Consider the following 14,790-nt stretch of genomic DNA (forward strand, 5'->3'; position numbering starts at 1 on the left):
ACCTCACCTGATCAGGAACGGCATGTTGACGGTCACGGCACCGGTGGGACACCGGGCGGCGCACGGCCCGCAGTACCAGCACTCGTCGACGTGCATGTACGCCTTGTTGCTCTCCGGGTCGATCGCCAGGGAGTCCAGCGGGCACATGTCGACGCACAGGGTGCAGCCGTCGATGCAGAGGCTCTCGTCGATGGTCACGGGCACGTCGACCCGCTGGTTCACCAGGGCCATGCGCTTCTCCTTCGGGTGTCCTGCGGGACGATGTCGGGCCGGACCCGCCGCAGCTGGGTCTGGAAGGTCAGGCGGTCGCCGCGGAACCGGATCCACTCGAGGTCGACCGGGCGGCCGTCGTCGAGGTGGCTGAGCCGCTCGACCATGAGCAGCGCGGCGCCGTCCGCCACGGCGAGCAGGGCGGCGGAGTGCGGGTCGGCGTTGACCGCCTCCACGCTGATGTCGGCCGTGCCCAGCGGCCGGCCGGTGAGCTGTTCGATCAGGGCGAAGACGTCGCGGTGCGCCAGGTCCTCGGCCATCAGCGGGGCGCCGATGTCGTGCGGGAGGTAGGTCAGGTCCAGCGACACGGGTACGCCGTCGATCCGGCGTACGCGTTCCAGGTAGACGACCGGCTCGTCCTCGGGCAGCTGGAGGCGCTGCGCCACCATCGCGGGCGGCCGGACGACCGTCAGGGTGCGGACCTCGTTGGTGACCTCGCCATGCTCGTGCAGGGTCTCCGCCAGGCCCGCCAGCCGGTGCAGGCCGTGGGCGTACTTCGCGGTGACCACCGTCGTGCCCACTCCCGGCAGGCGCTCCACCAGGCCCTCGGCGGCGAGCAGCCCGAGCGCCTCGCGGACCGTGTTGCGGGAGACCGCGAAGTCGTGGCAGAGGTGCGCCTCGCCCGGCAGCTGCCCGCCCGGGAAGGCTCCGGCCAGCACCTGGTGGCGCAGCACGTCGGCGACCCGCCGGGCCTGGTCGGCGCGCCGCCGCCGCGCCTCGACCAGCGTCGTCGCGGCCGTCCGCTGCGGCTGCGTCATCTGCCACCCCCCTCTGCGGTCAACGGCTCCGCCGAAACCTATGAAACTAATAGGAGAAGTGGAAGTACCGGCGGCCTGCGCCACCTCCTCCGGCCACCCGTACGGCCGTGAGCTGCGCAAACACGTCCCGGGCGAATGGTTGCGCCGGCAACATGTCCGCATCCTGGAACCGGGGCCTCCGAGGGGTCCGCGCCCGCGGCAGTCCGGCGCACATCGCGATTACTGGGCAGATTGCTCAACAAATGCTGGCCTGGCACGGCAACTCTGCGCAGACTGCTCGCTTCAGACTGGACGTGTTGTGCAGCACACTTCGGTTCGCCAAGGTGGAGTCCGCAGCCCGGCCCAGCGGAGGGGGAGAAGCCCATGTCCGTCCATGACACGCTCACCGACGAGGAACGGCTCGCGGAGCTCGACCTCGACACCCTCAAGCAGCTCGTCGGCCTGGTGGAGTACGACTCCACCGCCGACCCGTTCCCGGTGACGGGCTGGGACGCGGTCGTCTGGGCGGTCGGGAACGCCACGCAGACCGCGCACTTCTTCCAGTCCGCCTTCGGCATGGAGCTGGTGGCGTACTCCGGCCCGGAGACCGGCAACCGCGACCACATGTCGTACGTGCTCAAGAGCGGCGCGGTCCGGTTCGTGGTGCAGGGCGGCGTGCACCCGGACAGTCCGGTCATCGCCCACCACGCCCGGCACGGCGACGGCATCACCGACATCGCCCTCGAGGTGCCCGACGTCGACAAGTGCATCGAGCACGCCCGGGCGCAGGGCGCCAAGGTCCTGGTGGAGCCGCACGACGTCGCCGACGAGCACGGCACGGTCCGGATGGCCGCGATCGCCGCGTACGGCGAGACCCGGCACACGCTGGTGAGCCGCCGCACGTACTCCGGGCCCTACCTGCCGGGCTACGTCGCGCGCACCTCGACGTTCCGCAAGCGCGACGGCGCGCCGAAGCGGGTCTTCCAGGCCCTCGACCACGTCGTCGGCAACGTCGGCCTCGGCGAGATGGACGAGTGGGTCGGCTTCTACAACCGGGTCATGGGCTTCACGAACATGGCCGAGTTCATCGGCGACGACATCGCCACCGACTACTCCGCGCTGATGTCCAAGGTGGTGGCGTCCGGCAACCACCGGGTCAAGTTCCCGCTCAACGAGCCGGCGCTCGGCAAGAAGAAGTCGCAGATCGACGAGTACCTGGAGTTCTACCGCGGGCCGGGCGCCCAGCACCTCGCCCTCGCCACCAACGACATCCTGCGCACGGTCGACGTCCTGCGCGACGAGGGCATCGAGTTCCTCAGCACCCCCGACTCGTACTACGAGGACCCCGAGCTGCGGGCGCGCATCGGTGAGGTCCGGGTGCCGATCGAGGAGCTGCAGAAGCGCGGCATCCTGGTCGACCGCGACGAGGACGGGTACCTGCTGCAGATCTTCACCAAGCCGATCGGCGACCGGCCTACCGTGTTCTTCGAGCTCATCGAGCGGCACGGCTCGCTCGGCTTCGGCAAGGGCAACTTCAAGGCCCTCTTCGAGGCCATCGAGCGCGAGCAGGAGCGCCGCGGCAACTTCTGACGGAGGTACGGATGGCGCACTACCAGCGAGCCGGTAGCATCCCGGCCAAACGTCACACCCAGCACCGCGATCCCGGCGGCGCTCTCTACTACGAGGAGCTGATGGGTGAGGAGGGGTTCTCCTCCGACTCGTCGCTGCTCTACCACCGGCACGTGCCCTCGGCCATGGTCGACGCCCGGGCCTGGGACCTGCCCGACCTGGCGACGGTGCCGAACCAGCCGCTGATGCCGCGGCACCTGAGGCTGCACGAGCTGTTCGGCGAGCAGGAGTGGAAGTCGCGGGACGCGGTGCGCGACCGGCGGCTCGTGCTCGGCAACGCCGACGTGCGGATCGCCTACGTCGTGGCCGGTGAGGCGTCCCCGCTCTACCGCAACGCCACCGGCGACGAGTGCGCGTACGTGGAGTCCGGCGCCGGCACCGTGGAGACCGTCTTCGGTGACCTCGAGGTCGGATCCGGCGACTACGTGATCATTCCGCGCGCGACCACCCACCGCTGGGTGCCGGCCGGGAACGAGCCGCTGCGCCTCTACGTCATCGAGGCGAACAGCCACATCGCCCCGCCCAAGCGGTACCTGTCGCGCTACGGCCAGTTCCTGGAGCACTCGCCCTACTGCGAGCGCGATCTGCGGACCCCCGGGCAGCCGCGCACGCTCGACGAGCAGGACGTCGAGGTCTTCATCAAGCACCGCGGCGACGGGCCCGCCGGGCTCGCGGGCACGGTGCACGTGGTGCCCCATCACCCCTTCGACGTCGTGGGGTGGGACGGCTGCCTTTACCCGTACGCCTTCAACATCGCCGACTTCGAACCGATCACCGGCCGGGTCCACCAGCCGCCACCGGTGCACCAGGTCTTCGAGGGCACGAACTTCGTCATCTGCAACTTCGTGCCCCGCAAGGTGGACTACCACCCCCTGGCGGTGCCCGTGCCCTACTACCACTCCAACGTGGACAGCGACGAGGTCATGTTCTACGTCGGCGGCGACTACGAGGCCCGCAAGGGCTCCGGCATCAACGTCGGATCGGTCTCGCTGCACCCCGGCGGCCACTCCCACGGCCCGCAGCCGAGCGCCGTCGAGGCCAGCCTCGGCGCCGAGCGGTTCGACGAGCTCGCCGTCATGGTCGACACGTTCCGTCCGCTCGGCCTCGGCGAGGCCGGCCGGGCCTGTGACGACGGGAAGTACGCCTGGACCTGGGCCGGCAGGGGACCGGCCTCGTGACGGGGCTGTTCGCCGGCCTGCTCGACGACGCCGCCATCTTCCCGCCCGGCAACGCCCCCGTGCCGGACGCCGTGGCGGCCTACCGCGGCCGCCGGTCGTGGCCGCTAGTGGGCCCGTTCATCTGCTCCCTGCCCCGGTGGGAGGAGCTGAGGGGGACGCTGACCGCCGGCTCCCCCCTGCCGGTCGCCCTCACCGTCCCCGGCGGCGCTCAGGACGTGCCGGCGGCCCTCGCCCGGGCACGCGCGGAACCCCGCGTGGAGCTGGCGGCACTGGAGGTGCCGGCGTCCGCCGAGACGCTGGACGACCTCGTGAAGGCGGCCGACCCGCACGTGCTCACCTACGTCGAGCTGCCCTGGGCCGATGTCACGGCAGCCACGGTCGCCGCGCTCGCCGACGCCGGCCTGCGCCTCAAGGTGCGCACCGGGGGACTGGTCGCCACCGCCTTCCCCGACGAGCGTCAGCTGGCCCGCGTCCTTGTCACGGCCGTGCAAGGAGGCGTCCCGTTCAAGCTCACCGCGGGCCTGCACGACCCGATCCGGCACCGGGACCCGGCCACGGGCTTCGAACACCACGGTTTCGTGAACGTGCTCCTCGCGACCGCCCGCGTCCTGGACGGCGGCGACGTCGTCGAGGCCCTGGCCGACCAGGACGGCGTCCGTGTGGCGCGCGCGGTGGCCGGGATCGACGACACCCTGGCCGAGCGCATCCGGCACCACTTCGTCAGTTTCGGCACGTGCAGCGTCACCGAGCCGGTCGACGGCCTGCTGCGCCTCGGACTACTCCCGGAGGACCCGCGTTGACCACCGTCTCTGCCGCCACCTGGCTCGACGTCCCGGCGGACCACCCGTTCGGCGTCGCCACCCTGCCGTACGGGGTGTTCAGCACGGCGTCCGACCCGGGCGCCCGGGTCGGGGTGGCGATCGGCGAGATGATCCTCGACCTGGCACCTCTGCTGCGGAGCCTGGCGCCGTCGCTGGCGCCGGCGGTGACGGGACCCTCGCTGGACACCCTGCTGGCCGCCGGTCCGCGGACCTGGGCGCAGTTGCGGGCGTCGGTGACCACCTGGCTCACCGACGCCACCTTCAGCTCGCGGCTCAGCGGATATCTGGTGCCGGCGCGGGACGCCGTCATGCACCTGCCGTTCACGGTCGCCGACTACGTCGACTTCTACGCGTCGGAGCAGCACGCGACCAACCTGGGCCGGATGTTCCGGCCCGGGCAGGACCCGCTGACCCCGAACTGGAAGCACCTGCCGATCGGCTACCACGGCCGGGCCGGCACCGTCGTCGGCTCGGGCACCGACATCGTGCGTCCGGGCGGGCAGCGCCGCGGCGCCGACGGCACCATCACGTTCGGCCCGTCCCAGCGGCTCGACATCGAGGCCGAGCTGGGCTTCGTCGTCGGCACCCCGTCGCGCCTGGGCCGGCCGGTCGGCCTGACCGCCTTCGAGGACCACGTCTTCGGCGTCTGCCTGGTCAACGACTGGTCCGCCCGCGACATCCAGGCCTGGGAGTACGTGCCGCTCGGGCCGTTCCTCGGCAAGTCCTTCGCCACGTCGGTCTCGCCGTGGGTCGTGCCGCTGGCCGCGCTCGCGCCCGCCCGGGTGTCGCCGCCGGCGCGTACCGTGCCCCTGCTGCCCTACCTCGACGACTCGGGGACGCCGCCGTGGGGCCTGGACGTGCGGCTCGAGGTCCGGCTCAACGGCCACGTCGTCTCCCGCCCGAGGTTCGACGGCATGTACTGGACCGGCGCGCAGATGCTGGCGCACCTGACCGCGAACGGGGCGTCGCTGCGTACCGGTGACCTCTACGCCTCCGGCACGATCAGCGGTGACTCGCCCGACCAGCGCGGCTCGCTCATCGAACTGTCCTGGGGCGGCGCCGAACCGCTGCGGCTGCCCGACGGGACGAGCCGGACCTTCCTCGAGGACGGCGACGAGGTCGTGATCAGCGCGCGCGCGCCGGGCGCCGACGGTACGGTCATCGGCCTCGGCGAGGTCCGCGGTCGCATCCTGCCCGTCCGTACCCGGTAGGAACCGCGGTCGGCACGGCTGGTGAGACTCGTCAGCTGTGCCAGGCGGCGAGCTTCGTCTCCTGAACGGTGAGCGACGGCAGCTTCGGAGTGAACTGCGGCGCCGAGGGATTCCAATCGGCCCAGGGACCGTCCACCTCACCGACCGGCCGGTACACGGACTTGCGTCCGATCCGGTCGCTGGTCTGGATGCCCGTGAAGCGCCAGACGCCGGCCGCTGCGTACTTCGGGAGTGAGCCGCGGAACTCCCACACGCCGTCGGTCGCCGTACCCTGCACGAGTCTGGGCCAGGACATCTCGAGGACGACCCCGCCGGGCCCGCCGAGAGTGACGAAGAGATTGGTCGCGCCGCCTGGGCTGACCCCCACCCCGTCGTCCGTGATCCGGACGCGGACGACGACGGGCTGGTCGACATTGTTGGTCACGGTCGACGGGCTGGTGAAAGTGATCGACTCGAAGTCGGCTGCCGGGCCCGCCACGTCGGAGACAACGCCCTTCACGGCGAACGGCGAGAGCGGATTGGGTACCGTCCCCTTCCCGTCACCGGAGTCCAGGACGGTGTTGGTCTCGAAGTCGGCGTTGTAACCCACGCCCTGGCCGCCTCGGTCGGCGGACGCGATGCTCAGCAGGTGCCAATCGGCCACGGTCGCGTTGGCGGGCAGGACCGTCGTCAGCTCCCAGACGCCGTCGGCGGGTGTACCCGACACGAGCCGGCCCGTCACGTGGAGAACAGCTCTGCGGTCAGGCGAAAGCACCGCGGAGACCCAGGCCACGCCGGTGCCCGCGTCGGTCACCCGGACCCGCAAGCCGACTGTCTGCTCGGTGGAGTTGTCCACCACGGACGCGTTCGTCCATTGCGCGGACGGCAGATCGATCGTCGGCGGCGCGTCGTCGGTGGCCGCTCCGGTGACCGTGAGCGGCCCGAGCGCCGAGACGCCGGCCTGCTCGGAGAAGTCGACGGTGTAGGTGCCGTCAGCCGCGATCCGGTACGCCGTATCGTGCAGCGCCCGGTCGGACACCCACAGGTTGGTCAGACGCCACTGTCCGGTCGTTGCACCGGCGGGCAGGGTTCCGGAGACACGCCAGACACCATCGTTCGCCGTACCGGAGCTCGGCCGGCTCCCCTCCAGAGAGATGTAGCCCTGCGGTCCTGCCAAGATGGCCGACACGCGGGCGACCCCGCTGCGGTCGTCCGTCGCCCTCATCTGCAGGGTGACGGTGCGTGCCTGGTCATTGTCCACCGTGCTCGAGCCGAGCCAGGTGGCGCCGCCCAGATCAGCCTGGGCTCGGGTCGTGTCCGAGCACGCGTCCGCGGGCGAGATGTCCTCGGCGACGATGACGCAGGTGTCCAGGCCGGTGCCGCCGTCCACCCGGTCGCTGCCGGGACCGCCGTCGAGCTTGTCGTCGCCGTCGCCGCCGGAGAGCTGATCGTCGCCGTTGCCGCCGCCGACGATGTCGTCGCCCGCTCCGGCGTCGAGCTTGTCGTTGCCTTCGCCGCCGTCGATCACATCGTCACCGCCGCCGCCCTCGATGACATCGTCGCCACCGAGACCGCAGATGACGTCGTAACCGGGGGTGCCGTAGATGCGGTCGTTGCCGTGGGTGCCGACCTTGGTGCACGCCGTCTTGTGACCGGTGATCGAGGTGGTCACCGCAAGCGGAACGTCGGGGCTGTCGGGTACGGGGCTGGTCGGTGCGGGCGCGCTGGGCAGGGGGCAGCTGGACCGCCGATCACCGGCGCCGCCGGTGCAGAGATCGCGACCTGCCCCGCCGTCCACCGTGTCGGTGCCGGTGCCGCCGTCGATCCGGTCGTCACCATCCTGGCCGCGTATCGAGTCGTTGCCGGCTCCGCCGGCCAGGATGTCATCGCCGGCTCCGCCGATCAGCTGGTCGTTGCCGGCCCCGCCGTCGATCCGGTCGTTGCCGGCTCCGCCGGTCAGGGTGTCATCGCCGGTGCCGCCGATGAGCTGGTCGTTGCCGGCCCCGCCGTCGATCCGGTCCCGGCCGGCACCACCATCGATCACATCGTTGCCGGTCCCGCCGACGATCGTGTCGTTGCCGCCCAGGCCGCAGATGACGTCATTGGCGCGGGTACCCCGGAGCCGGTCGTTGCCTTCGGTTCCCACGATCGTGCACGCCTTGCCGGTGGAGGCTGCCGGCCGCGCGGCCGACGCCGGACCCGCCGAGGTGATCGTCGCGCCGAAAAGGGAGGCCACGACCACCAGACCCACCGCCGGAACCGACCGGAACGCCGAACGACCGGGACGACGCAGCATCTATGGTCTCCTTGTGCCCGTGAAACGTCGAGACACCGCCGACGCGGGTGCCCGAAGGGAACACCAACTGTCCCGGTGATCCGTTGAGGCCCGGGATCCCACCGGGTGCAATGCGGGTGCGGCCGTACGCCTCTCGCGTATGGGGGGATATCGCGGTTTTCACTTATGGTGAGTGTTGGTCCGGCGCCCGTGTCGGCGCGGGGCCCTTGCCCGTTAGGGCGGTGTGCGGCCTCCGTACCTTCTGCATCGACACGACCCGGGCCACGGGGACGGCGTCAACGTCCAGCTGGACCCCGACGCCTCCATGGTGGTTCTCGAGGTGCACGGCGCCTGGCAACGGCCGCTGCGACGCCGCGCGTCCACGGCGGTCGTCAAGTGCCTCAGCGAGCACCCCGGCGCGCTGCTCATCGACCTGCGGGCGATGGCGGATCCGGGGGGCCTCAGCGTGCCGACGTGGATCACCGCGCGGCGCACGGGTCAGGCGATGGCGCCCGCCGTCGAGGTCATCGTCTGCCTCCCGCCGGAGACCACGCTGGCCGACCGGCTCCGGCGTGTCGGTGCCGAGCGGTTCCTGCCGGTCTTCCCCACCATGGCCCTGGCCCGGGCGGCGGCGGCCGAACGCCTCCCGATGACCGGCCGGCTGAGGATCCAGCTGCCGGCGAACGACAGCGCCCCGGCCGTGGCACGCGCCGTGGTCACCGACGTGTGCACGGCCTGGCGGATGCCGCACCTGAGGGACGACGCGTGCCTGGTGATCACCGAGCTGGTGAGCAACGCGATCAAGCACGCCGGCATGCCGGCCAGCGTCCTGCTGTCGCGCCGGGGCCGCGGCATCCACCTGGCGGTGCGCGACAACGATCCCCGGCTGCCCCGCCCGGTCGAGACCCCGGCCGGTCCGAAGCAGACCCATGGTCTGGGCCTGCGGCTGGTCCAGGCGACCGCCGCCGCGTGGGGAGCGATGCCGACCGAGGACGGCAAGGTGGTCTGGGCCGCCATCTACTCCCCGCTCCGCGGAGGCGCCCCCTCGTAGCCCGGCAGCGACAGCAGGGCGCGCAAGGGCGCCGGCGGGGCGGGCGAGCGGCGCCAGACGAGGACCTTGCGGTACGGGATCCGGGGCGTCACCGGAAGGACGGCCACCCGTGCGTCCTGGCGGATCTCGGGATCGGCGCCCGGAGCGAGGGCGATGCCGATCCCCTCGGCGGCCAGCGCCACGAGCAGTGCCACGTCGGGCGTCTCGTAGGCCGGCCGGAACGCCGGCCCGGCCGCCGCGAAGGCGCTGTCGATCAGCGGGCGCAGGCCACTCTCCGGGCCGAAGCTGATCAGGGTCTCGCCCCCGAGGGTCTCGAGCGGCAACGACGGCCGGGTCGCCGCCGCGTGGGTGGCCGGGACCACCGCCACGATCTCGTCCTCCAGCACGGTCCGCACGCCGAGGCTCGCCTCGAGCGGCTCCAGGGGGTGGGCGATCGCCGCGGCATGCAGCGACCCCTGCCGGACCCGGTCGAGCAGCACGGAGCTGGTGCCGCCGCTCAGCCGTACGCTCACCGCGGGGAAACGGCGGTGGAACATCCCCAGCAACGCCGGCAGGGCGGTGACCTCGACGCCGTCGACGCTGCCGAGCGCGAGCTCTCCGGACAGGACACCGGCGCGCAGGGCGAACTCCGCCTTGGCCGCGGCGACGGCGGTGAGGGCCTCGCGCGCGTACGGCAGCAGGGCCGACCCGGCGGGGGAGAGCCGCACCGATCGCGGCAGGCGCTCGAACAGGGGCTCGCCCATCTCCTTCTCGAGGCCGCGGATCTGCTGGCTGATCGCCGGCTGGGCGACCCGGCAGCGCTGGGCAGCGCGGCTGAAGGACTGCTCCTCCGCGACGGCGACGAAGTAGTGCAACGTCCTGAGCTCCATCGCGGCACCGTATCAGCGCTGCTTATGCGTACCAGAAGATCTTCGTCTTTGTCTTATAGATCGGGCCGATCGAGGCTGAGGCAATGACGTTGGAAAACAAGTCGACGCTCACCCCTGGCCGTGACAGGCACCGTCCCGGGCTGGTGCTGCTGCTCGCCGTCGCCTGCGGCATCGCGGTCGCGAACATCTACTACGCCCAGCCGCTGCTGACGCCCATCGCCGGCGCGTTCGGCATCACGGCGGGGCATGCCGCGCTCGCGGTCACGCTCACCCAGATCGGGTACGCCGCCGGGCTGGCCCTGCTACTGCCGCTCGGGGACCTGGTCGAGAACCGCACCCTTGTGTCGCGGATCCTGCTGGTGACCACCGCCGCGTCGCTCGCCGTGGGACTCGCCCCCACCTTCGGAGTCTTCGCGGCGGCCGGGGCGCTGCTCGGCTTCACCTCCGTCGTGGCGCAGATCCTCGTCGCGTACGCCGCCCACGTCGCCCCGGACGAGCGCCGCGGCGCCACCGTCGGCGCGGTCATGACCGGGCTGCTGCTCGGCATCCTGCTGGCCCGGACGATCTCCAGCCTGGCCGCCGCCGTCTGGGGCTGGCGTGCCATCTACTTCCTCTCCGCCGGGCTCGCGCTCGCTCTGGCGGTCCTGCTCAGGCGGGCGCTGCCCGTCAAGCCGCCCGCGCCGGGAGTCACATACCCCCGGCTCATGGCGTCCCTCGCCGAGCTGGCGCGCACCGAGCCGGTCCTGCGCCGCCGAGCGGTGACCCAGGCGCTCGTCTTCGGGGCGTTCAGCGCCTTCTGGACCTCGGTGGGCGTAGAGCTCGCCCAGCGGCACCACCTCGGCCAGGCGGGCATCGCCCTGTTCGCCCTCGTCGGTGCCGCCGGGGCGGCCGGCGCGCCGATCGCCGGACGCCTCGGCGACCGCGGCTGGGGAACGGCCGCCACCGGCGCGGCCCTCGCCGTCGCCGCCGCCTCGCTGGTGCTGGCGTGGCTGCAGGTGGCGAACCTCGTCCTGCTCGCCGTCACCGGGGTGGTCCTCGACGTCGCCGTGCAGTGCCACCTGGTGCTCAGCCAGCGCGAGATCTACGCGCTGCGCCCCGACTCCCGCGCCCGGATCACCACGGTCTTCATGACCACGGTGTTCCTCGGCGGTGCCGTGGGCTCCGGCGTGAGCGGCCTGCTGTTCGACGGCCACGGGTGGGCGGGCGTGACGCTGTTCGCAACGGCGCTGACCGTGGCGGGCCTGCTCGTCTGGGCCGCCGCCGTCACACGAGGTCGAACGACTCCCAGGCGCCGACCGCCGTACGGTTCGCGATGAGTGGGTCGGCGCCGGCGCCGGCGTGCTCGACCTGACCCGACCGGGCCCGGATCTTGCCCGTTCGGGCACCGGTTTCCCGTCACATTGACGCGTATCTGTCCCGAAAATACGATCTTGCGCGGAGGGACGCAGGAAGGGATCGCGACAGATGGGGGTACCCGGCTACCGGGATCATCCGGCCGCCGGGTGGGATCCGGCCGCGCCCGCCGACGCCGGCGAGGCCGAGGACTTCCTGCGGCAGTACCACGCCGAGAACCCGGACGCGGGTCCGGTCGAGCCCCGGCTGGCGGCGGTGCGAGCCGAGATCGACGCGACCGGCACCTATGGACACTCCCTCGAGGAGATCACGTACGGGGCGAAGCTGGCCTGGCGCAATGCCAGCCGGTGCATCGGGCGGCTGTACTGGCGCAGCCTCGTGGTGCTGGACCGCCGCACCGCGCGTACGCCGCACGAGATCTTCGCCGCGCTGGTGCAGCACCTGGAGGTTGCGGGCGGCACCGGTGCGCAGGCCGGGCGGCACGCCCGCGGCGGCGCGATCCGGCCGGTCCTCAGCGTGTTCGCGCCCGCCGTCCCCGGCCGGCCGTACGCTCGCGTGTGGAACGACCAGCTGATCCGGTACGCCGGACACCGGCAGCCCGGCGGCGGAGTCGTCGGCGACCCGGCGCAGGAGGGGTTCACCGCGGCGATGGAGCTGCTCGGCTGGAAGGGCGCGGGCACCGCCTTCGACGTCCTGCCTCTGGCCGTGGAGACGCCCGGGTACGGGGTCACCCTGTTCGACCTGCCGCCCGGCGCGGTGCTCGAGGTGCCGCTGACGCACCCGGAGTACGCCTGGTTCGCCGAGCTGAACCTGCGCTGGCACGCCGTCCCCGCGATCGCCAACCAGCGGCTGACCGTGGGCGGCGTGCACTACCCGCTGGCCCCGTTCAACGGCTGGTACATGGGCACGGAGATCGGTGCCCGCAACCTGGCCGACCGCGACCGCTACGACCTGCTGCCGACGGTGGGCCGGCTGCTGGGCCTGGACCTGTCGGCCGAGTCCACGCTGTGGCGCGACCGGGCGCTGGTCGAGCTCAACCGGGCGGTGCTGCACTCCTTCGAGCGCGCCGGTGTGAAGATCACGGACCATCACACCGAGGCGGCCCGGTTCCTGGAGCACGTGCGGCGCGAGGAGCGCGCCGGGCGGCCGGTGCCCGCCGACTGGACGTGGATCGTCCCGCCGATGTCCGGGGGCGTCACGCCGGTGTTCCACCGCTACTACCACGAGGCCGACCAGCGCCCGAACTTCTATCTCGACGCGGAGGCTGCGATGCTCGCCCGCGGCTCACTCCAGGCGGAATCCTGAGGCGAGCATGTGCGCGCTCATCCAGTCGTACACCCAGATCCATGCGGAACTGGTGGCGACCGTCCAGTCGCCCGACACGTCGCGGACGGCGCGGACGAGGGCGTGGCCGACGTAGGGGTAGTGCTCGGGCTTCACCGCGTACCGATGGGCATGGTCATGGCCGAGCCGCCGCAGCGTGTTCTCCATGCCGGCGGCGAAGCGGTCGGGGTCGACCAGCGCCTGGACCGCCGCCAGCAGGGCCCGGCAGAGCCGCTCGTTCTGCGCCGTCATGTCCTCGGGGAACATCTCCCGTACGTCCGGCGCGAGCTGGAACAGGTGACGGTAGAAGGCTTCCGCGAGCGCGACCGGCCGATCGGTCACCGCGGCGGCGCTCTGCTGGACGATGGTCATCGCTTGTGCGCTCGGCCGCCGGTCCGGCCCGAGCCCGAGGCCCCGGCCGGTCCCGGCTCGCGTGTCGATCATGGACACAACCTTACGGCGCTACGCAGAATATGTGCTCTGCTACGCAGCGTCTGCCCTCGCGGGCGCCACATTGGGGACGCGAGGGAAGACGAGCGCCGCGCCCGGTCAGAATGGCTCCGTCAGGCGTAGTCCTCCGCTCGGCGCCTGGCGAGAAACCGCTTCCCCCACCTTTCCGCTGGATTACGCACATGACGCGGATCCAAGCGGGATGCTGTTGAGAAAGCGCTTTCTCGCCGTCGATACTCCTGGGCACCCCGATCTCCCCATCCCCAAGGAGCATCGATGCAACCATCCCCGCGTACCCGCATGCTGCTCGCCTCGACCCTCGCCGCGGCCGCGGTGGTCCTGGCACCCACCCCCGCCCAGGCCGCGACCGTCACCGTCCAGGCCGAGGCGTATGCCGCGCAGGCCGGCGCGCAGACCGAGGCCACCAGCGACACCGGCGGCGGCCAGAACGTCGCCTACCTCGCCAACGGCGACTGGCTGCGCTACGACGGCGTCGACCTGGGCGGCGCCGGAGCGCTCACCGTCTCGGCCCGCGTAGCCTCCGCCGTCGGCACCGGCACGGTTGAGCTTCGTACGGGCACCGCCACTGGCCCGCTCCTGGCGCAGTTCGGCATCACGGCCACCGGCGGCTGGCAGTCCTGGACCACGCTGTCCGCCACCACGTCCAGCCACCCGGCCGGCGCGCAGACCGTGTACGCGGTGCTGCGCAACACCACCGGCGGCGACTTCGTCAACATCAACTGGTTCTCGTTCGGCGACGGCGCGCCCGCCAACTCCGGCCCGGGCTGGGTCCCGATCGACCAGGCGGCGTGGAACGCGCAGCTCGCGCAGTTCAACGCGCTGGTGCCCAGGCCGGTACCGGCGAACAGCGTCCGGGTGCCCGAGTTCAACGCGACGTGCGCGTACAGCCATTCACGCCCGGACGACCCGATCGTCTTCCCGGGCATGCCGGGCGCTTCGCACATGCACTCGTTCCTCGGCAACTCCAGCACCAGCGCGACCACGACCACCGGTTCGCTGCTGGCCAACGCCGGCACGACGTGCCGGCCGGGGGCGGACCTGTCCGCGTACTGGATTCCCAGCCTGTACCAGAACGACCAGGTGATCGAGCCGAACGACGTGGTGGTCTACTACGGATCCCGGCTGACCGACCCGTCGCGGACCGTGCCGTTCCCACAGGGCTTCCGGATGATCGCCGGTGACGCCAAGCTGCAGACCCCGACCCCGGCCGGCTCGGTGAACGCCTTCTACTGCGCCGGTCCCGGCGGCGAGATCGGGCGCAGCTCGGACGGCAACTGGCCGATCTGCGCGTCCACCGCCACCCTGATGTTCCACCTGGTGTTCCAGGACTGCTGGGACGGCAAGAACCTGGACAGCCCGAACCACAAGTCCCACGTCGCCTACAGCTACGACGGCACCTGCAAGGGCGACTACCCGGTGGCCATCCCCAACCTGTCCTTCCTCATCTCCTACCGCACCAGCGGCTCCGCGGCGGGCTTCCGGCTCGCCTCGGGCATGGCCTCCTCGATGCACGGCGACGCCTTCTTCGCCTGGGACAACCTGGCGCAGAGCCAGCGGGTGAAGAACTGCCTCGTGCAGAAGGCGAAGTGCAACAGCGACGGCGACTTCTGAAAGATCCGTGCG

General features: G+C 71.8%; 13 protein-coding genes. 8 read left to right on the forward strand and 5 right to left on the reverse strand.

Annotated elements, in window-relative coordinates:
- Positions 1-3: 3 nt before the first annotated feature.
- Positions 4-231, reverse strand: a complete 228-nt coding sequence (locus AB0J80_RS28825; protein WP_364710987.1) for a ferredoxin family protein — start codon at positions 229-231, stop codon at positions 4-6.
- A complete protein-coding gene (locus AB0J80_RS28830; protein ID WP_364710989.1) occupies positions 219-1,028 on the reverse strand; it encodes a GntR family transcriptional regulator in 810 nt (269 codons plus the stop codon). The genes AB0J80_RS28825 and AB0J80_RS28830 overlap by 13 nt, the downstream gene beginning before the upstream one ends.
- Positions 1,029-1,391: 363 nt before the next feature.
- On the opposite strand from AB0J80_RS28830, the gene hppD reads away from it, so the two are divergent.
- From hppD to fahA, 4 genes are read left to right on the forward strand one after another with little or no spacing between them, the layout of a single operon-like run.
- Positions 1,392-2,597: a 4-hydroxyphenylpyruvate dioxygenase gene (hppD, locus tag AB0J80_RS28835; protein ID WP_364710991.1), complete on the forward strand. Its 1,206-nt coding sequence runs from the start codon at positions 1,392-1,394 to the stop codon at positions 2,595-2,597.
- 11 nt (positions 2,598-2,608) lie between these two features.
- A complete protein-coding gene (locus AB0J80_RS28840) occupies positions 2,609-3,814 on the forward strand; it encodes a cupin domain-containing protein (RefSeq protein ID WP_364710994.1) in 1,206 nt (401 codons plus the stop codon).
- Positions 3,811-4,614, forward strand: coding sequence for a hypothetical protein (locus tag AB0J80_RS28845; protein WP_364710996.1), 804 nt, complete (start codon positions 3,811-3,813; stop codon positions 4,612-4,614). The genes AB0J80_RS28840 and AB0J80_RS28845 overlap by 4 nt, the downstream gene beginning before the upstream one ends.
- On the forward strand, positions 4,611-5,846 hold the full coding sequence (gene fahA / locus AB0J80_RS28850) for a fumarylacetoacetase (protein WP_364710999.1): 1,236 nt from the start codon (positions 4,611-4,613) through the stop codon (positions 5,844-5,846). The genes AB0J80_RS28845 and fahA overlap by 4 nt, the downstream gene beginning before the upstream one ends.
- Before the next feature lie 31 nt (positions 5,847-5,877).
- On the opposite strand, the gene AB0J80_RS28855 is transcribed toward fahA, so the two are convergent.
- Positions 5,878-8,121, reverse strand: coding sequence for a calcium-binding protein (locus tag AB0J80_RS28855; protein WP_364711002.1), 2,244 nt, complete (start codon positions 8,119-8,121; stop codon positions 5,878-5,880).
- Positions 8,122-8,344: 223 nt separating this feature from the next.
- Between AB0J80_RS28855 and AB0J80_RS28860 the strand changes: the two genes are divergently transcribed.
- Entirely contained in the window at positions 8,345-9,151 is an 807-nt protein-coding gene (locus AB0J80_RS28860) for an ATP-binding protein (protein WP_364711004.1), read from the forward strand.
- Here the strand turns inward: AB0J80_RS28860 and AB0J80_RS28865 are convergent.
- Positions 9,118-10,020, reverse strand: a complete 903-nt coding sequence (locus AB0J80_RS28865; RefSeq protein ID WP_364711007.1) for a LysR family transcriptional regulator — start codon at positions 10,018-10,020, stop codon at positions 9,118-9,120. The genes AB0J80_RS28860 and AB0J80_RS28865 overlap by 34 nt on opposite strands.
- 83 nt (positions 10,021-10,103) lie before the next feature.
- Between AB0J80_RS28865 and AB0J80_RS28870 the strand changes: the two genes are divergently transcribed.
- Entirely contained in the window at positions 10,104-11,336 is a 1,233-nt protein-coding gene (locus AB0J80_RS28870) for an MFS transporter (protein ID WP_364711009.1), read from the forward strand.
- 148 nt (positions 11,337-11,484) lie between these two features.
- Entirely contained in the window at positions 11,485-12,678 is a 1,194-nt protein-coding gene (locus tag AB0J80_RS28875) for a nitric oxide synthase oxygenase (RefSeq protein WP_364711011.1), read from the forward strand.
- Here the strand turns inward: AB0J80_RS28875 and AB0J80_RS28880 are convergent.
- On the reverse strand, positions 12,658-13,140 hold the full coding sequence (locus AB0J80_RS28880) for a globin domain-containing protein (RefSeq protein ID WP_364711014.1): 483 nt from the start codon (positions 13,138-13,140) through the stop codon (positions 12,658-12,660). The two genes, AB0J80_RS28875 and AB0J80_RS28880, sit on opposite strands and share 21 nt — an antisense overlap.
- A 282-nt stretch (positions 13,141-13,422) precedes the next feature.
- Between AB0J80_RS28880 and AB0J80_RS28885 the strand changes: the two genes are divergently transcribed.
- Positions 13,423-14,778, forward strand: coding sequence for a DUF1996 domain-containing protein (locus tag AB0J80_RS28885; RefSeq protein WP_364711016.1), 1,356 nt, complete (start codon positions 13,423-13,425; stop codon positions 14,776-14,778).
- The last annotated feature ends 12 nt before the right edge of the window (positions 14,779-14,790 follow it).

The organism is Actinoplanes sp. NPDC049548 (genome assembly GCF_040676695.1).
GTDB lineage: Bacteria > Actinomycetota > Actinomycetes > Mycobacteriales > Micromonosporaceae > Actinoplanes.